At 66.9% G+C, this 18,110-nt stretch carries 14 protein-coding genes and 1 riboswitch; of the genes, 11 read left to right on the forward strand and 3 right to left on the reverse strand.

Annotation, left to right across the window (positions count from 1 at the left end):
* Positions 1-25: 25 nt before the first annotated feature.
* Positions 26-3,721 (reverse strand): DEAD/DEAH box helicase, encoded by a 3,696-nt coding sequence (locus EWU68_RS04940; protein ID WP_162421417.1) that lies wholly within the window; start codon positions 3,719-3,721, stop codon positions 26-28.
* 83 nt (positions 3,722-3,804) lie between these two features.
* Positions 3,805-3,936, forward strand: a riboswitch (SAM riboswitch).
* 27 nt (positions 3,937-3,963) lie between these two features.
* Between EWU68_RS04940 and EWU68_RS13245 the strand changes: the two genes are divergently transcribed.
* Complete coding sequence (locus EWU68_RS13245; protein WP_129314968.1) at positions 3,964-4,149, forward strand: hypothetical protein; 186 nt, start codon at positions 3,964-3,966, stop codon at positions 4,147-4,149.
* Entirely contained in the window at positions 4,146-4,586 is a 441-nt protein-coding gene (locus tag EWU68_RS04950; protein ID WP_129314970.1) for a PIN domain-containing protein, read from the forward strand. The genes EWU68_RS13245 and EWU68_RS04950 overlap by 4 nt, the downstream gene beginning before the upstream one ends.
* Before the next feature lie 76 nt (positions 4,587-4,662).
* Here EWU68_RS04950 and EWU68_RS04955 read toward each other — a convergent pair whose 3' ends face one another.
* Positions 4,663-5,979, reverse strand: a complete 1,317-nt coding sequence (locus EWU68_RS04955; RefSeq protein WP_238692327.1) for a glycosyltransferase family 4 protein — start codon at positions 5,977-5,979, stop codon at positions 4,663-4,665.
* A 147-nt stretch (positions 5,980-6,126) separates the two neighbouring features.
* Here EWU68_RS04955 and EWU68_RS04960 point away from each other — a divergent pair, with 147 nt between their 5' ends.
* Positions 6,127-8,094, forward strand: coding sequence for a cell division protein PerM (locus EWU68_RS04960; RefSeq protein WP_129314976.1), 1,968 nt, complete (start codon positions 6,127-6,129; stop codon positions 8,092-8,094).
* 22 nt (positions 8,095-8,116) lie between these two features.
* On the opposite strand, the gene EWU68_RS04965 is transcribed toward EWU68_RS04960, so the two are convergent.
* Positions 8,117-8,539: a hypothetical protein gene (locus EWU68_RS04965; RefSeq protein WP_129314978.1), complete on the reverse strand. Its 423-nt coding sequence runs from the start codon at positions 8,537-8,539 to the stop codon at positions 8,117-8,119.
* Positions 8,540-8,578: 39 nt separating this feature from the next.
* On the opposite strand from EWU68_RS04965, the gene purN reads away from it, so the two are divergent.
* From purN to EWU68_RS05005, 8 genes are all read left to right on the forward strand, one after another.
* Positions 8,579-9,142 (forward strand): phosphoribosylglycinamide formyltransferase, encoded by a 564-nt coding sequence (purN, locus tag EWU68_RS04970; RefSeq protein WP_129314980.1) that lies wholly within the window; start codon positions 8,579-8,581, stop codon positions 9,140-9,142.
* 54 nt (positions 9,143-9,196) lie between these two features.
* Complete coding sequence (gene purH / locus EWU68_RS04975; RefSeq protein WP_129314982.1) at positions 9,197-10,807, forward strand: bifunctional phosphoribosylaminoimidazolecarboxamide formyltransferase/IMP cyclohydrolase; 1,611 nt, start codon at positions 9,197-9,199, stop codon at positions 10,805-10,807.
* A 171-nt stretch (positions 10,808-10,978) separates the two neighbouring features.
* Positions 10,979-11,998: a LacI family DNA-binding transcriptional regulator gene (locus EWU68_RS04980; protein ID WP_129314985.1), complete on the forward strand. Its 1,020-nt coding sequence runs from the start codon at positions 10,979-10,981 to the stop codon at positions 11,996-11,998.
* A 155-nt stretch (positions 11,999-12,153) separates the two neighbouring features.
* Positions 12,154-13,563, forward strand: a complete 1,410-nt coding sequence (gene uxaC, locus EWU68_RS04985; RefSeq protein ID WP_129314987.1) for a glucuronate isomerase — start codon at positions 12,154-12,156, stop codon at positions 13,561-13,563.
* Positions 13,560-14,951 carry a mannitol dehydrogenase family protein gene (locus EWU68_RS04990; protein ID WP_129314990.1) on the forward strand — a complete coding sequence of 464 codons (1,392 nt, stop codon included), beginning with the start codon at positions 13,560-13,562 and terminating at the stop codon, positions 14,949-14,951. The genes uxaC and EWU68_RS04990 overlap by 4 nt, the downstream gene beginning before the upstream one ends.
* A 39-nt stretch (positions 14,952-14,990) precedes the next feature.
* A complete protein-coding gene (manD, locus tag EWU68_RS04995; RefSeq protein ID WP_129314993.1) occupies positions 14,991-16,220 on the forward strand; it encodes a D-mannonate dehydratase ManD in 1,230 nt (409 codons plus the stop codon).
* Positions 16,214-16,759, forward strand: coding sequence for a gluconokinase (locus EWU68_RS05000; RefSeq protein ID WP_238692328.1), 546 nt, complete (start codon positions 16,214-16,216; stop codon positions 16,757-16,759). Before manD ends, EWU68_RS05000 begins: the two co-directional genes overlap by 7 nt.
* Positions 16,760-16,768: 9 nt before the next feature.
* Positions 16,769-17,740 carry a bile acid:sodium symporter family protein gene (locus EWU68_RS05005; RefSeq protein ID WP_129314996.1) on the forward strand — a complete coding sequence of 324 codons (972 nt, stop codon included), beginning with the start codon at positions 16,769-16,771 and terminating at the stop codon, positions 17,738-17,740.
* Positions 17,741-18,110 lie beyond the last annotated feature (370 nt).

Below are 18,110 nucleotides of genomic sequence, written 5' to 3' on the forward strand. Positions count from 1 at the left end.
TCACTCGACGGACGACGTCGTGCTGTCAGCCTTCGAGGAGACCCCGGATGTCTTCGGCACCGAAGGCCGAGGAGAAGATCTCGCCCTCGTCCATCACGGCGTCGAACAGAGCCGCCTTGGACTCCTTGAGGTCCATGACTTTCTCCTCGATGGTTCCCGAGGACACGAGCCGATAGACCATGACATTGCGTTTTTGCCCGATGCGGTGCGTCCGGTCCACGGCCTGCGCCTCGGCCGCAGGGTTCCACCACGGATCCATGATGAAGCAGTAGTCGGCCGCGGTCAGATTCAGCCCGAATCCGCCGGCCTTGAGGCTGATCAGGAAAATCGGTGCCTTGCCCTCGTTGAAGGCGTCCAGGACCGCCCCACGGTCCCTCGTCGAACCATCGAGGTACAGGTAGGGGATGCCCTCCTCGTCCAGCACCTGGCCGATGAGCTTGAGGAAACTGGTGAACTGGCTGAACACCAGGGCCCTGTGCCCGTCCTGGATGATTTCCGGCAACTGCTCCCTGAGATAGGACAGTTTCGAGGACTCGACGTCCCGTTGCTCCTCGTCGACGAGCCCCGCGGCCAAGGACAACCTGCGCAGCATCGTGAGGGACTGGAAAATGGTGAACCTGTTCTTGTCCATGTCCTGGAGCAGACCGAGGATCTTCTGACGCTCCCGCTGGAGCCTCGTGTCGTAGACCTTGCGGTGCTCCTCGGTGAGGCCCAGATCGACTCTGTGCTCCTGCTTCTCCGGAAGTTCGGCCGCCACGAGCTCTTTGGTGCGGCGCATCATCAACGGACGAATCCTCTTGCGCAGTCTGGGCAGGGCGTCCGGTGCCTCGCCGCTCGAGATGGGCTTGGCGTAGAAGTCGCGGAACTTCCTGGCCGAGGGGAACAGGCCGGGTGCCGCGATCGAGAACATGGACCACAGCTCCATCAGGTCGTTCTCCATCGGGGTGCCGGTCACGACCAGAGTGAACCGGGTCGGCAGATCGCGGGCGATGCGATGGGCCTTGGTCTTGGCGTTCTTGATGAACTGTGCCTCGTCCAGCACCAGACCGGTCAGCCCGAGTTCGCCGTACTGGTCGCCGTCGATCCTGAGCAGAGCGTAGGAAGTGATGACGACGTCGGCACCTTCCGTCCGCTCGGCGACCGAGGACTTCGCCTTGGCCGAGGTGGAGGTGACCAACGCGGTGCTGAGGGTCGGGGCGAAGCGGGCGATCTCCCGCTCCCAGTTGGGGGCCACCGACGTCGGTGCCACGACCAGGAAACGGGGGCGCTGGCCGGCGTCGGACCGTTCCTTCTCGTGGACCTCGAAGGCGTGCAGGAACATCGCGATGGCCTGGACGGTTTTGCCCAGACCCATGTCATCCGCGAGCACGCCGCCGAGCCGGTGGTCGTACAGGAAGGAGAGCCACCTGAACCCCTCGAGCTGGTACGGACGCAGTTGCGCCGTCAGGTTCTCCGGCAATTCGGCCTGGGGAATCTCCTCGAGCTCGAGGAGCGACTGGACCGACTCGTTCCATTCCTCGGCCACACGGACGTCCGTCGCGAGGTCCTCCAGATCTTCCCAGAGGCCGGCCTGGTGGCGGCTGATCTGCAGCGGGGCAGACTCGTCGCGCAGTTGGCGGGCCTCGGACATCAGGTCGCGGAGCTTCTGGAATTCGGGCCGGTCGAGCCGGAAGTAGGAACCGTCGCCCAGGAGGAGGTGCTTCTGGCCGGAATCGAGCGCCCTGAAGATGTCGGCGAAGGGCACGTACCAGTTTCCGGCACGAACGGTGACTCCCAGATCGAACCAGTCACGGTCGCCGGTCGATTCGACCGACACCGTGATCTGCGTGTCCGCATCCAGGGACTTGAACTCAGGAATGTCCCCCTGGGTGCGGACCGTGACGCCCGGCAGGGCCTCGACCGCGGGTATCACCCGTTCGACCAGGTCATGGGTCTCCCAACCGGAGCAGTTCGTGTGCCGGAACGACATTTCGGGCAGAACCCGGCGCACCTCGGAGACCACCGCCTGCTCGAGCTCGTTGTCCCGAATCTCCCGGAAGGGATCCGGGCGGCCGACGATCACGGGAACGCTGACACGGTCCTCGCCGTCCGCCCCCTCGGACCCCGGATCCTCTGCGGGGTCATCGGGCCACCGCACGGGAGATTTCGGGTAATTCCAGAACCAGTCCGACGACGCCGGGAACACCGTGCTGCTCTCTTCGGCAGGTTCGTGGAAGGTCACTTCGAGCACCAGTTCGGGGATCTCGACCTCGGGCAACGCGGAGGCGGCGTCGCCCTCGGGGACGATGCTGACCCGGCGAGCGATCTGCGGGTAGAAGTCCTCGGCGAAATCCCTGATGTCCGATTCGGGGATCGACAGGGCGCCGTCCTCCGCAATCGACCGTGCGAGCGGATTCGGCGGCTCGGACAGGGGCAGGAAGAGGACTTCGGTATCCTCCGAAATCCATCCCACGTCCACGGCACGGGTCGCCAGTTCGGGCAGCGGCGAGGGCCGGGTGGTCTGCCAGGTGCCGGAATCCTGCGCTTCGCTGACGTATTGCGCGTGCACCGAACCGCCCAGCGCAACATACGCTTGGGGAGAGCGCGGGTTGCCGAGGGGGAAGAGGGACTGCCCGGGAACCCAGGTGGTCTCCTGGTCCCCGTCCTCATCCGTCGGTGGCCCGAGAGGAAGCCGAAGACCGGGGGAAATCTCCAGGCCACCGGATTCGTCCTTGTCCACCCGCAACTCGAGTTCCGTGTCCGGAGCCAGCCCGAGGGACACGGGCCTTCCTCGGACGAGGATCGTGATGTCGATCGAGGCGGCCCTCTCCAAGAGGTCCCAGACCAGGGGAGACGTCACGTGCTCGAGGGAGAGATGATCGTGCGACGACACGTAGGGACTCTGATCCGCATGGACCACGGCGTAGAACTCGCGGAACCACGAGGCCTGGTCCTCGGGAATGCCGAGGTCCGGCATCGAGGACTTGGAGAACTCGCCCCAGCTCAGCCCGCCCTTGATCCATTTGCCCCGTGCTCCCAATTTCAACGGGCGTGCGGTGATGCGGACCGGGGCCGCCGCATCCCCGCCGTGCAGGCCCAACCCATGATGACGGGGAACCTCGAAGTCCAGGTCCAAGGCGCTGGGAACGTTCTGACCGACGACCTGGCGCTGGGACTGGAGGGCTCGCGTCATCCGGCGACGCCACGAGGACTGCATCTCGCCCAGGGCACGGTTCGAGGACCGGTTCGCGGTCTCCGTGGCAGAAAAGTCGGTGAAGGTTTCCGCGGCGGAGGCGGGAACCTGCACCCCGGACTGTTCGGACCAGCGGCGGACCGCATCCGGCAGGGCACCGCGGTCGGAATTCCTCTCCTGCGTTTCACCACCGGACGACGCCGATCTGATCGGTTGGCTCTCGGACGGCTCGCCCCAGCCGCCCTCGTGGAACCAGCCCAGCAGCGCGGCCACGACGTGCTTGCAATTGGTGCCCACCGGGCACGAGCAGAACGAGTGGAACGGAGCGGAGTGGGTGACCTTTTCCTCGGGGAAAATGACGGTTTGTGAATACGTCTGGCGCTGGCTGCCGGAGACCTTGGCCGAGAACGTCAGGCTGTCGGCGTCGTAGGTCGCGGAGAGCACCTTGCCCGCGCGGTAGTAGCGCTCACCGCGACCGAACGCGTTGTGTCCGGCCGCGGAGATGATCTGTGCGACGGACACCGGCAACTGCTGGGCGGGAAATGGCATAACTTCCAATCTAGTACTTCTGCGAAGACATTGAGAGGTGGGTCTTTTCATCTCGGCCCCTCCCTGGGTATGCTGAGGAACAGCTTCAAGAGACTCAACTGCAAAGCTCCGACTTGGTTGAGCGCCAACCCCATGTTCACGGGTGGTTCGGATGACGAAGCGGTCTATATTCGCCGTTCGCGGCAGAAGTAGTTTGGTATAGGCAAGAGCATCGAAAGGATTGCGCGCTCGCGCTGATGGCAATGTCCCACAATTCCGCCCGCCCCGATTTTTCTGCGGCAATTCCTGTTTCCCGCGGCTACCAGGCCATGAGCATCCAGGAATATGCCCGGGTCGATTCCGCGCGGTCCGAATTCCTCAACTTCCTCCTGGCGCCGGCCGGAACGGGTGAGCCGATCGTCGATCTGGCGGTGGGCAGCGCCGCATGAGTTCAGGCTCGAGAGGCCTGTTGCTCGATTCGGACGTCCTCGCGGAGATCCGACGTTCACGGCCGAACCCCACGATCGTCGCTTTCCTGCGCCGCCGCGCCCATCGGACCCTCTTTCTCTCCACGCTCTCCTTGGGGGAGCTCAGGGGGCTGTATCCCCAGCCCGAAACGGAACGTTGGTTGGACGAACTCGTCGAACGGTTCGCCGGGCACGTGCTCGAGGTGGACTCCCGGGTGGCTCGGGAATGGGCGGGAAGGTCCACGCCCCAGTCGATCCTTCGTCTGGGCAAGAGTCCCGGCGCGTCCTGGACGGGAGCCGCGGTCGAGGGGCTCGTCGCGGCGACCGCGCGGGTCCACGATCTGACCGTGATCTCGTCCAAGTCGGAAACTTATCGTTCGTGGGGCGTCGAAGCGCTCGACCCCTGGACGGAGGCCTAGGCCGGCTGCGCCGGCAGTCCGCCCGAGGGCGGAGCCGGGGGAGACGGGACCGGGGAACGGGCCCGGGGGATCGGGGCTAGGGCGCCCCGACGTGCCGTGAAAAGGGCAGGGGCCGGTGCCGCGTCGTCGGCCGTCCGCGTCCCGGTGAGCCCGGGCCGCGCTGTTCGCGCCACCTGTGCAATTGCCGGGTTCTGTGGAACTCGCCGGCCCGATGATAATGCCGCTCGAGTTCGCGGGACGTCGCCGACCATGACTTGGCCTCCATCGCGCGCCTGCCGTTGATGGCCAACTCGGCCCGAGCGGACGGCTCGAGGAGCGACTCCACCGTGTCACGCAGCATGCCGAGATCACCCGGGCGGTACAGACGGCCCGTGACGCCGTCCTCGATGATGTCCAACGGGCCCCCGCGCCCCACGGCCACCGTGGCAACTCCCGAAGCCATTGCTTCCTGGAGCGTCTGCCCGAACGTCTCGAACTCTCCGGGGTGAGCGAAGACGTCGAGGCTCGCCACGTGCTCGGCCAGGTCCGTGCCGGTGAGCTGACCCGTGAACGTCGCTCGGTGCAGCGTCGAAGCGAGCCGTGACGCATCCGGCCCGTCCCCGACAATCACGAGTTTGACCCCCGGCAAGGACTGGAGCACGCGCAGGTCCTCGACTTGCTTCTCCGAGGCCAGACGTCCGACGAAGCCGACGAGAGTCTCCCCGTCCCCGGCTCCGAGGCGGCGTCGCAGATCAGCATTGCGGCGATCCGGACGGAACAGCTCGGTGTCGACCCCGCGCCCCCACCGGAAGAGGCGGGGGACACCGAGGGTCTCCAGATACTCTGCCGAGGACCGGGAAGGAGCAAGCGTCAACGTCGCTTCCCGGTGGATCGCAGCGATGCGGTGGTCCGCCGTCGACTCGAGCCACGGCATCCCGTATCGATGCGTGTACGCCGCCACGTCCGTCTGATAGACCGCGACACTGGGGATCCCGAGGTTTTTCGCCGCAGTCACGGCGCGTGCCCCCAGGACGAACGGCGAGGCGACGTGCACGACGTCGGGCTGGTAATCCACCATGATCCTGCGCACGGCCGAGACCGTGCCCGCGGAGAACCGAAGGGTTCGATAGCCCGTGAGCGGCAGAGACGGCAGCCGCAGGGTCGGTACACCTTCCACGTCGTCGACCCACTGGCCCGGTGCGGGAAGGACGACGCCGGCACCTTCCGAAGGAGGCGCCGCGTCGTCTCCCCGCCGCCCACCGGGCGACGTCGTGTCGGTGGATCGAACGGTCCTGGGGTGAGCCCAGTCCGAGGGTCTGAGGGCTCGGCCGGAGGGGGCGAGATGCATGACCTCATGCCCCATGCGGCGCAGATTCTCGGCGCTGCGCAGAAGGGAAGTGGTCACACCGCTCATGTGGGGGACAAATGATTCCGCAACCATCAGAATTCGCACACTCCTAGAACAACCGCCGATTCCGAACATGGGGTGAAGCCGTGAGGGACTTCGGATTGCCTGTGGATTAAAAGCCAAACGCCCGCGCGCGTGACATGATGAGAGGCGATGATGAAGACGCCTCGCAGACCCCCGCGCTCCCGGTCATTGCCCATGCCGCTGTGGCTCCAGGCCATGATCGAAATACTCCTGACCAGCATCGCTTCGCTGGTCGTCGTCCTCGTCGTGCTCCTGATCGGATGGGCCTCCCTCGGGTTCGTCGGCTCGCCGGCAACGGTCGTGGCGGCGACGGGCCAGGTGTGGCTGGCGGGCCACGGCGTGGACCTGCACCTGAATATCCCCATGACGGACAACGCGCAGGCCGTCAGCGGAGTCGCGAGGCTGACGCCGCTCGGGCTGACCCTGGTGCTGCTCCTCTTCGCACGGCGAGCAGGCAAGCGGCTCGCGCGGGCGTCCTACGAGGGCCAGTTCTGGCAGGCCCTGGTCGGGGCCGGGCTGGTCTACATGGCCATCGGCGTCGCGCTGAGCCTCGTGACGAGCACCTCGGCGCTGTCGACCAACCCCTTGGTGTCCGCGATCGTGCCGCTCGGCGTGCTCCTGGTCGGGATGTTCTGGGGCGGGCACAAGGTCGCGGGCTCCTGGTTGCGTCTGGTCGGCATCGACCCGCAGGAGCTCTCCGACCGGTACAGCCAGTATTCCAAGTGGGCCGGGGCCTACCTGGTCTCTCTGATTCGCGCGGCCTGGGTCGGTTTCATGGGCCTCATCGCGACCGGCGCCCTCCTGGCCGGTGTCTCGATCTTCTTCCACTGGAACCGCATGATCGCGCTGTACCAGGGCCTGCATGGCGGCTTCCTCGGGGACCTCTCGGTGACCTTGTTGCAGTTCGCCCTGTTGCCCAATCTGATTGTCTTCGCTCTCGCCTGGGGGAGCGGCGCCGGATTCTCCGTCGGGGAGGGGACCCTGGTGTCACCTGCGACCACGCACGCAGGCGCGCTGCCCTCCCTCCCGGTCCTGGGGGCCGTACCCGCGGACGCCACGGCCTGGGCCTACGTTGTTCTGGCCCTGCCGATTCTCGCCGGTGCGCTCGCGGGGTGGTATTTCATTCGTGAGGGCGAGAACCACCTCGACGAATGGTTCGCCCTCAAACTGTCCTGGCGTTGGCTCGCCGCCGTGCTCTCGGGGCTGACCCTGGCCATCGGCCTGGGCATCCTGGTCGGTCTTGGCGCATGTCTCCTGGCGGCCATGGCCCACGGATCGTTGGGTGTCGGCAGGTTCACTGATTTCGGTCCCAACCCTTGGGTCACGGGCATCTGGGCGGCGGTGACCGTTGCGATCGGCGCCGTGATCGGTCAGTTGGTCGGTCCGTGGATCGAACACGATCCGGCCACGGACGTCGAGCCCGAGCCGCGGTCGAAGCGCCCGACCAAGGAGGCCTCGAGCACGGAGAAGTCGTCCAAGGGTGCGCGGCGTACGACGGCGGCCACGACGTCGTCGAGCAGCTCGACCGGGACGACCGGCCGGGCAACCTCCCGAGACGGAGCCTCGGCCTCGAATACCTCGAAGCGGACGGCGTCGACCCGAACGGCGTCCGGGGCGGGCGCCTCACGAGCCGGAGCAACCCACGGGTCCGGCTCGAAGACTCGATCTGCTTCCGCGCCCGCCTCATCGACGTCGGGATCGTCCGAGCACGGATCGGGGGAGCGACCGACCAAGGTCACGGCCTCTTCCCGCAAGGTGGCACAGGAACCGATCGAAGCCGACTCCGCGTCGAATGAGGCCGAAGCGACCACAACCGGAACCGGCGCCGGAGACTCGGCCCTGCCCTGGGCCGGCCCCGGAGCAACCGGATCTGCCGCCGAGCAGGACGGGGCCGGTCAGGCACGGGACGAGAAGGACACGCGTCCGGATTCGGCGGCCGAGCAATCCAGCGGGTCGTCGGAGGCCTCGTCGACCTCGGCCGCGGGCGCTTCCGGGGATGCCCAGGAGAGCGGGTCGGCCCCGACGGAGCCCGAGGAACCGCACGCGGTCCCCGAGAAACGCCCCGTCATCGGGCGGCCGAAACGTCGTCGTCGCTGACCGCGACGTCGACGCGGCGGCGTCACCAGTGGATCTTGCTCATCATGGAATCGTAGAGACTCTGTCGGCAGCCGTCCCCCGAGGAAATGGTCAGCGAGTTCTCGACGCATTCACGGTACTCGGAAGTCACTCCCCACAGGGCAAGATTCACGCCGGCGTTGGCGGCGAAATAAAGGTCGGCCAGAAGGACGAGCGACAGGACGACGTACCCGATCCAGCCCGCGCGGATCCGCTTCAACGCGACCATGGTCAGGATGCACCAGAGCGCGGCCGCAATCATGAGGATCATGGACACGACCAGAGCCGCCGCCCCGACGGGCGACGTGGAGAGCAGACTGGCCACGAGCCCCGCGACCGACAGCAGAATCGTGATCCGCGACCGATAAACCAGTGAGTGATGATGCCGTGGATTCGTCTGGTCCTCTGCGGGGCTGGGTGATGTCATGTCGTCAACCCTACCGGCCGTATCGGTAGGGTTGATCGCATGCGAATAGTGGTCATGGTCTCCGGCTCCGGAACCAATCTTCAGTCTCTGCTGGATGCCGTTCGGGCCGGAACGCTCGACGCCGATGTGGTCGCGGTCGGTGCGGACAAACCGTGCCGTGGCATCGAACGAGCCAGCGAGGCCGGAATCGAGGACTTCGTGGTCCTGCCGGGCGACTACCCGGACCGCGCGGCGTGGAACCGGGCCCTCGAGGAAAAAATCGCCTCGTACGATCCGGACTACGTGGTTTTCGCCGGATTCATGCGCATCGTGGATGCTCGGCTGGTGGCTCGGTTCGAGCGGAGGATCATCAATACGCATCCCGCGTTGTTGCCGTCCTTCCCCGGCGCCCACGGCGTGCGGGACGCCCTCGCCCACGGCGTCAAAATCACGGGGGTCACGGTCCACCTCGTGGACTCCGGCGTGGACACCGGACCCATCCTGGCCCAGGCCGCGGTGCCCGTCCTGGACAACGACGACGAGCAGACCCTCCACGAACGCATCAAGCAGGAGGAGCGGACACTGCTCGTAACCACCATCAAGAACTTGGCGACCTGCCCATAGACTGGACGTCGTCACCCACAAGCAGTCAGCCAGAACCGAAGAGTTGGAGTTTCCGTGTCCCTGACCGAACTGGACCGTGTGCCGTTCAAGAGAGCCCTGATTTCCGTTTTCGACAAGACCGGGCTGGACGACCTTGCCCGCGGCCTGCACGAGGCCGGCGTGGACATCGTCTCCACGGGTTCCACGGCACAGAAAATCAAGGACGCCGGCGTCCCGGTCACGGAGGTCGCCGAGATCACCGAGTTCCCCGAATGCCTCGAGGGGCGGGTCAAGACGCTGCACCCGCGGATCCACGCAGGAATCCTCGCCGATCGTCGCAAGAGCGACCACGTCCAGCAGCTCTCTGACCTGGGCGTCGAGCCTTTCGACCTCGTCGTCGTCAACCTGTACCCCTTCGCCGACACCGTCGCTTCGGGCGCCGGCGAAGAGGACATCATCGAGAAGATCGACATCGGGGGCCCCTCGATGGTCCGTGCGGCAGCGAAGAACCACCACAGCGTGTCGGTCGTCGTGGATCCGAAGCAGTACGAGCGCGTCGTCGAGGCCGCCCGCGGCGGAGGGTTCGATCTGGCCGAAAGGCGGCGGTTGGCGGCGGGAGCCTTCTCCCACACGGCCGCCTACGACACCGCCGTGGCAACCTGGACCCAGCAGCAATTCGCCCAGGACCCGGACGCCAACTTCTGGCCGCCCTACGCCGGCATGGGCTTCGAACGCTCGGAATCCTTGCGGTACGGGGAGAACCCGCACCAGCGCGGAGCCCTGTACGTCGACCCCGCGGCCGCTCCCGGCATCGCTCAGGCGGAACAGCTCGGCGGCAAGGACATGTCCTACAACAACTACGTGGACGGCGACGCCGCCCTCCGCGCGGCCTACGACTTCGACGATCCCGCGGTCGCCGTGATCAAGCACAACAATCCCTGCGGCATCGCGGTGGCCGGCCCCGACGCGGAGGACCCCATCGCGGAAGCGCACCGCAAGGCCCACGCCTGCGACCCGCTGTCCGCATACGGTGGCGTGATCGCGGCCAACCGCGAGGTGACCCGCGGAATGGCCGAGACGGTCAAGGGGATCTTCACCGAAGTGATTATTGCGCCGTCCTATGAGCCCGAAGCCCTCGAACTCCTCCGGACGAAAAAGAACCTCAGGATCCTGGTTCTTCCCGAGGGCTTCGAGCGCGGATCCGTCGAATACCGGCAGGTGTCCGGGGGCGCCCTGTTCCAGCAGAGCGACCGCTTGCAGGCCGAAGGCGACGACCCGTCGACGTGGAGCCTCGTGGCCGGGTCCGCGGCGGACGAGAAAACGCTTCAGGACTTGGCCTTCGCGTGGCGTGCCCTGCGTTCGGCCAAGTCCAACGCGATCCTTCTGGCCGACGACGGCGCCGCCGTCGGCATCGGCATGGGTCAGGTCAACCGAGTCGATTCGTGCAAGCTCTCGGTCGAACGAGCCAACTCCTTGGGCCAGGACGGCCAGGAGAGAGCCCGCGGCGCCGTGGCAGCGTCCGATGCCTTCTTCCCCTTCGCCGACGGCCTCGAGGTCCTGCTGGAATCCGGTGTGCGCGCCGTCGTCCAACCGGGCGGTTCGATCCGCGACGAGGAAGTCATCGAGGCGGCCGAGAAGGCTGGCGTGACCATGTACGTGACGGGCTCGCGTCACTTCTTCCACTAGGACGGTTGCCGGCGGCACGCCGCTTCCCTCCACGCGATCGACCTGACAGGTCTCGTTCGGGCAGGGGCGCGGCGGCCGGCGACGCCGCGCGCTCACCTCTGGGGTGGGACCGCTCGGCGGTGGCGGGCGAAGCAATTGACCCTCCGGGTCGAGGGGGACCAAAATCAGGTCATGCGCAGTGACGGGGACAACGAGGCGGGCGAATCAGTGACCATCTACGATGTGGCTGCTGAAGCCGGAGTCGCCGCATCCACCGTCTCCAGGACCTTTTCCCGGCCCGGCCGGGTTTCCTACTCCACGGCGGAGAAAGTGCGTGCCGCGGCAGAACGCATCGGGTACCGGACCGAGGCCGTGGCGCGCGCCTCCGCTGCCGGTGGATCGGCAACGAAGACGCTGGGCCTTGTGGTCGCGGACATCGCCAACCCCGTATTCATCGAGATGGTGCGGGGTGCGGAGTACGCCGCGTCGCAGGCGGGGCTCACGGTGGTCTTCTCCAATGCCCGCGAGAACGGCAAGCGCGAGTACGAGGCGCTGAACCGCGCCCTGCCGACGGTCGACGGACTGCTTCTCGCGGGGTCCCGACTGCCGGACACCACAATCCGCACTGTCGCCAAACAGAAGGCGATGGTCGTCATGAACCGAGAGGTGCGCGGCGTCGCGTCGGTCGTGATCGACCAGCGCGAAGGTGCCCGCACCGCGGCCGAACATCTGGCGAGCCACGGGGCACGCAGCATCGCCTACCTCTCGGGCCCCGAACGATCGTGGGCCGACGGCATGCGGTGGACGGGGGTCCGTGATGCGGCGGCCGCGCTCGGGATCGAGGCCCGGCGGCTGGGCCCGTTCCTGCCCACCATGACCGGCGGACAACGTGCCGCCGAAACGTGGTTGGGCTCCCGCACGGACGGCGTGATCGCCTACAACGACCTGATGGCCCTCAGCTTCATGCAGACCGTCCAGATCCGGGGCCTGGAGGTTCCGGACGACGTCGGCATCGTGGGTTTCGACGACCTGCTGGCCTCCCGCCTGACCAGGCCCCAGCTGAGTACGGTCGTCGGGCCGCTCGAACGCATGGGTGCCACGGCTGCGGCCCACGTGATGGCGATAGCGAACGGGGCACAGGCCACCACGGACCGGCCGGTCGTCATGCCCGCACGATTGATTGCTCGGGGCAGCTCGGAGCCGCAGCCCTGAGTGCACGGCGTGCCGTCGACGGCCGTCTGCTGGCGCAGCTCTGGTGACCGGCCGCCGCACGTCGACCGGTTGCCGAGGCTTCGTCGGGATCTGGCCTGGTGGCAACTCATGGCAACCGTTGCACGTGTCACCACGTCCCGACGTGCAATGGACTCATGACACAGTCCATTGCCACACACCCCGATCGGCTCCTCCCCGCGGACCCTGCGACGCGGACCATCGCGCGGGAACTCGTGGAGGTCGCCGAGACACTTCCGTTGCTCTCTCCGCATGGGCACGTTCCGGCGGAGGCCATCGCGCGCAATGATGCGTTCCCGGATCCCGCGGCCTTGCTGATCAGCCCGGACCATTATGTGTATCGCTTGCTCAACGCCGACGGCGTGAATCTGGAGGAGGTCAACGCAGGCACCTCCGACGCCGCCGACCCGCGTGACGTCTGGCGGGCCTTCTGCAAGCGGTGGGAGCTCTTCGACGGCACGGCATCCGGGTACTGGCTCCGCCGCGAGCTGGTCACCGTCTTCGGCATCGACGACGCCACGATCGATGGGGCCCACGCCGACGAACTCTACGACCGGATCTCCGACGTGCTGGCACGGCCCGCCTTCCGTCCGCGGCAGTTGTTCCGGGACTTCGGTCTGGAAGTCCTGGCGACCACGGATGATCCGCTGGACGATCTGTCGGCGCACCGACAGCTGGCAGAGGACCAGGATTTTGCGGGGAAGGTCCTTCCCACGTTCCGCCCGGACGCCTACGTCAAATTCTGGAATCCGTCCTTCGCCACGAACGCCGATCGACTCGTCCAGGAAGCCGGCGACGGTCTGTCCGGGTACCGGGGCTATCTCCGCGGCATGGAGAATCGTCGTCGTCACTTCGTGGGCAACGGCGCGGTCTCGGCCGATCACGGTGTGTGGCGGCCCGAAGCCGTCCGTTTGGACGACGCCGAGGCGGCCGAACTGTTCGAGAAGGGCATCTCGGGCACGGCCACGGAGGCGGAGGCCCTGCGGTTCGAGGCGAACATGACCTACCAGTTCGCCCGGATGTCCGCGGACGACGGCCTGACCATGACGATCCACCCTGGTTCCTATCGCGACCACAGCACGCACACGGTCGAACGCTTCGGCCCGGATACGGGCAACGACATCCCCTTCGCGGTCGACTTCACCCGGGGTCTGCAACCGTTGCTGTCCGATTTCGGCAATTCTGACGATTTCAACCTGGTGCTCTTCACGCTCGACGAGACCACGTTCTCGCGGGAGATCGCGCCCCTCGCCGGGTTCTACAGGGCGGTCTACGCGGGCGCCCCCTGGTGGTTCCTGGACGAGCCGGACGCGATGCACAGATTCCGCGCGGCGACGACCGGGACCCTCGGATTCTCCCGAAGCTCCGGTTTCATCGACGACACGCGAGCGTTCTGCTCCATACCGGCCCGTCACGACGCCGCCCGCCGCGTCGACGCCGGCTTTCTGGCCAGGCTTGTGGTCGAGCACCGCATCACCGAGGAGCGTGCCCGCACGGCGATGGTCGAGCTCACGGACACGAATCCCCGAAAGGTCTTCAACCTATGAGCACACCGCTGAACAGGAGTACCGCGGGGGAACGCACGGGGTCGGTTCCGCCCGTCCGCATGGTTCACCTGGGTCTGGGCGCCTTCCACCGCGCTCACCAGGCATGGTTCACCCAGCACGCCGAGACGGACGCCGCCCACCCCGAGTGGGGCATCGCTGCCTTCACCGGCAGGAGCTCCCGGGCCGCGGATGACCTGACGGCCCAGGACGGGTTGTACATCCTGGTGGAGCGCTCGGCCGAAGCAGACGCCTTCGAACTGATGAGTTCCGTCGTCGAGGCGAACCCGGCATCGGATTCGCCCCGGCTGGTCGCGCTGCTCTCCGATGCCGATGTGGCGGTCGTGACCCTGACCGTGACGGAAGCCGGGTACCACCTGGACCCTTCCGGACGGTTGGACACCGACGACGAAGCCGTGTCATCGGACGTCGCCGCGCTGAAGAAAGCCCTGCCGGAACCCGCCGCGGCCCCGGAACTGCGCACCGCGGCCGGCCGGCTGGTCCTGGGCCTCGACCGGCGGATCCGGTCTCTCGGGGACCGGTCGGGTATCGCCGTCGTCTCGTGCGACAACATGGCCGACAACGCGACCGCGGTGCGCAACGCGGTCCTCGGGATGGCCCGAGCGTGCCAGGACGGACTCGCGGAGAGACTCGACGAAGCTGTTTCGTGGGTCGGGACCTCCGTCGACCGGATCACACCCGCGACCACGCAGGACCTGCGGCGCGAGGTGGCCGAGGAGACGGGGTACGACGACGTCGCCCCCGTCGTCGCGGAGCCCTTTCGCTCCTGGGTCCTGGCGGGTGAATTCCCGGCCGGACGGCCCGCGTGGGAGAACGCGGGTGCGGAATTCGTCGAGGACCTCGAGCCGTTCGAGCGCCGGAAACTGTGGTTGCTGAACGGAACCCACAGCTACATGGCCTATGCGGGGCAGACGGCGGGTCACCGTTCGGTTGCCGAAGCCATCGCGGACCCGGAGATCCTGCAGGGTGTCGAAGACTTCTGGGACGAAGCAGCCAGGCACCTGACCGATCCTCGCCTGGACATCCCGGCATACCGGGAGAGCCTGCTGGCCCGCTACCGCAATCCCCGGATCCACCATCTGCTGGCCCAGATCGGGAAGGACGGGGCACAGAAGATGCGCATCCGTGCCGTGCCCGTGTACGAGGCGGAACGCGCATCGGGTCGGACCGGCGCCGCGGCCGCCCGGTCGATCCGGGCCTGGATCGACTGGCTCCGGACCCAGGATCCCGAGCATCTCGAGGACGGCGAGGCCGACGCGCTCCGGCAGGCGCTCGCCGGGGCAGAACCCGCCCGGGCGCTGCTCGATGTGCTCCGCCCGGGTCTCGGCCAGGATGCGCACCTCGGCTCACTGGTGATCGCCGGCGACTGACTGTTCCCCACGACGACCCATCGAAAGGACAAGAGAAGAATGCGTATTGAGAAGGCAGAAGTTTTTGTCACGAGTCCCTCCCGCAACTTCGTGACGCTCAGGATCACGACCGACGACGGCGTGACCGGGATCGGGGACGCGACACTCAACGGGCGCGAGCTCGCCGTCGCTACGTATCTCCAGGAACACGTCTGCCAGTTGCTGCTGGACAAGGACCCCAGCACCATCGAGGACACCTGGCAGTTCCTGTACCGGGCGTCGTACTGGCGTCGTGGGCCGGTCACGATGGCCGCGATTGCCGCGGTCGACATGGCCTTGTGGGACATCAAGGGCAAGGTCGCGGGTCTGCCCGTGTACCAGCTCCTGGGAGGGGCATCGCGTCGCGCCTGCCGGGCGTACGGCCACGCCTCGGGGCGGGACCTGGAGCACCTCTTCGATTCGATCCGCGAGGAACTGGACCTGGGGTACACGTCGATTCGCGTCCAGACATCGGTCCCCGGGATCGAGAAGCTGTACGGCGTCGCGGCGCAGGAACAATCGACGGGGGAGAGGTACGATTTCGAACCCGCCAACCGCGGAACCCAGCCCGTCGAAGAGGATTGGGACACCCGGGCCTATCTCCGCCACGTGCCCACCGTGTTCGAGGCGGTGCGCAACGAATTCGGCCCGGAGCTGCCGCTGCTGCATGACGGCCACCACCGGATGACCCCGCGCGAGGCCGCCCAGTTGGGCAAGTCGCTGGAACCGTTCGACCTGTACTGGCTCGAGGACTGCACTCCGGCAGAGAACCAGGAAGCCCTGCGTCTCGTCCGCCAGCACACCACGACCCCTTTGGCGATCGGGGAGGTTTTCAACTCCGTCTACGACATCAAGGACCTCATCCAGGAGCAGCTGATCGACTTCGTTCGTTGCGCGTCGACTCACTTCGGCGGCATCACACCGTTGCGGAAGGTCATGAATTTCGCCGAGATGTACCAGGTCAGGTCCGGTTTCCATGGGCCGACCGATGTGTCGCCGATCGGGTTCGCGGCCCAGTTGCACCTGGGTCTGTCGATTCACAACTACGGCCTGCAGGAGTACATGCCGCACTCCCGGCTGACCCGCGAGGTCTTCCACGAGGGCCTGACTTTCGAGAACGGGTACCTGCACCCCGGCGACGCTCCGGGTCTCGGAGTCGACTTCGATGAGACGGCGGCCGGTCGTTTCCCCTACGATCAGGCTTATCTTCCTTACAACCGACTCGCCGATGGGACCGTTCACAATTGGTAGACCACCATCTCTCCGCACCTCCGCTGATCCTGGTCATGGGAGTCTCGGGCGCAGGCAAGACGACGATCGGCTCTCTGCTCGCGAGCCGTCTCGGGGCCGAGTTCATCGACGCCGACTCTCTCCATCCTCTGTCCAACGTGGAGAAGATGGCGGCCGGGAACCCCCTGACGGACGAGGACCGGTGGCCGTGGCTGCACGTCGTCGGGCAGACGCTGCAGAAGGCCGCGGCCGTCGGGCCGGAGGGCACGGGCCTGGTCATCGCCTGCTCGGCCCTCCGGCGGTCCTATCGCGACGCGATTCTTGCCGAGGCTCCTCGGACGTTCTTCGTCCACCTCGCGGGCGACGAAGAAACCCTGTCCCACCGGCTCGAGGGCCGCAGCGATCACTTCATGCCGACGGGGCTTCTGCGCTCGCAGTTGGAAACGCTGGAGGAGCTCGACGACGACGAACCCGGGGCGCGGATCGACGTTGCCGCGACGATCGATCACATCCTGGACGATTCCGTGCGAGCCATAGCAGCCTCTGCCGTGACCTGGTAGACAGTGCTCATGCACTCCACCCAGTCAGGGACCCCTGGTCCTGCCAAGAAGTCCGAAGAACGCAACGCCCTCTACGCGGTGACGATCTTTCCCCTGCTGATCCTCGCCGCGGGCGTGCTGGGCTTCCTCCTGCCCGGTGCTTTCGCCGGATTCGCGGGATGGGTCAATCCTCTGCTGGGTATCATCATGTTCGGCATGGGCCTCACCCTGACCGCGCCCGATTTCGCGTTGGTGGTCAAGAACCCCGTACCCGTGGTGATCGGAGTGGTGGCACAGTTCGTGATCATGCCCCTGCTGGGTTTTCTGGTCTCGTGGGCCCTCCAGCTCCCGCCGGAACTGGCGGTCGGTGTGATCCTGGTGGGCTGCTGCCCGGGCGGCACGGCGTCGAACGTTGTGTCCTACCTGGCCAAGGGCGACGTCGCCCTCTCCGTGGCGATGACGTCGATCTCTACCCTCATCGCCCCCTTCCTGACCCCATTGTTGGCCGTGTGGCTCGCGGGGGAGAGGATGGACGTGAGCGGTACCGACATGATGCTCTCGATCCTCGAGGTCGTGCTGATTCCGGTGGTCCTGGGCCTCGTGGTCCGCGGCCTGCTCCCGCGCGTCGTGGTCGCCGTGACGCCCGCACTGCCGTGGATTTCGGTCGCGGCCATTTCCGTGATCGTCGCGATCGTGGTCGCCGGATCGGCTGCGGCCATCGTTTCGGCCGGCCTGCTCGTGCTGCTCGCCGTCGTGCTCCACAACGGGCTGGGATATCTGCTGGGCTATGGCGCGGCAACACTGTTCAGGGTGCCCGTGTCCGCCCGACGGACCACCGCGATCGAGGTGGGGATGCAGAACTCCGGATTGGCGACCTCGCTGGCCAGAACATACTTCACCCCCGAGGCCGCGTTGCCCGGCGCGGTCTTCTCGGTGTGGCACAACGTCTCCGGCGCACTCCTCGCAGCGTTCCTGCGCCGCCGCTCCGCCGCGCGCGACTGAGGCACGGTCTCCCGGGACGGACCGGTGGGTGGCCGGGACCGTGCGGCTGGGCGCGGGCGACTGTGCGCGGGCGGCTGGGAGCGGGCGGTTACCTTGTGCCACTGCCTGTCGCATCCGTCCTCGTTGGGTGGCGATGACCCCGATGAGGAGTAGTTTGCCCCCGTTAGGTGGTTGCTGAACCGCCTCCTCACAGGGGCCATCGCCTCTCGATCGGGCAACCCCCACCGAACCCCGAACCGCGGACGCGCGCGACGTCGTCGACATCACCTCTACCCCGTCTACCCCGTCGCGAGGTGGCGATCTTGTGCGGTTCGGAGGGCCGAAACCGCACAAGATTGCCACCTCGCGACGAGCGGGAGCGGGAGCGGAA

The organism is Rothia koreensis (genome assembly GCF_004136575.1).
Taxonomy (GTDB): Bacteria; Actinomycetota; Actinomycetes; order Actinomycetales; family Micrococcaceae; genus Rothia; species Rothia koreensis.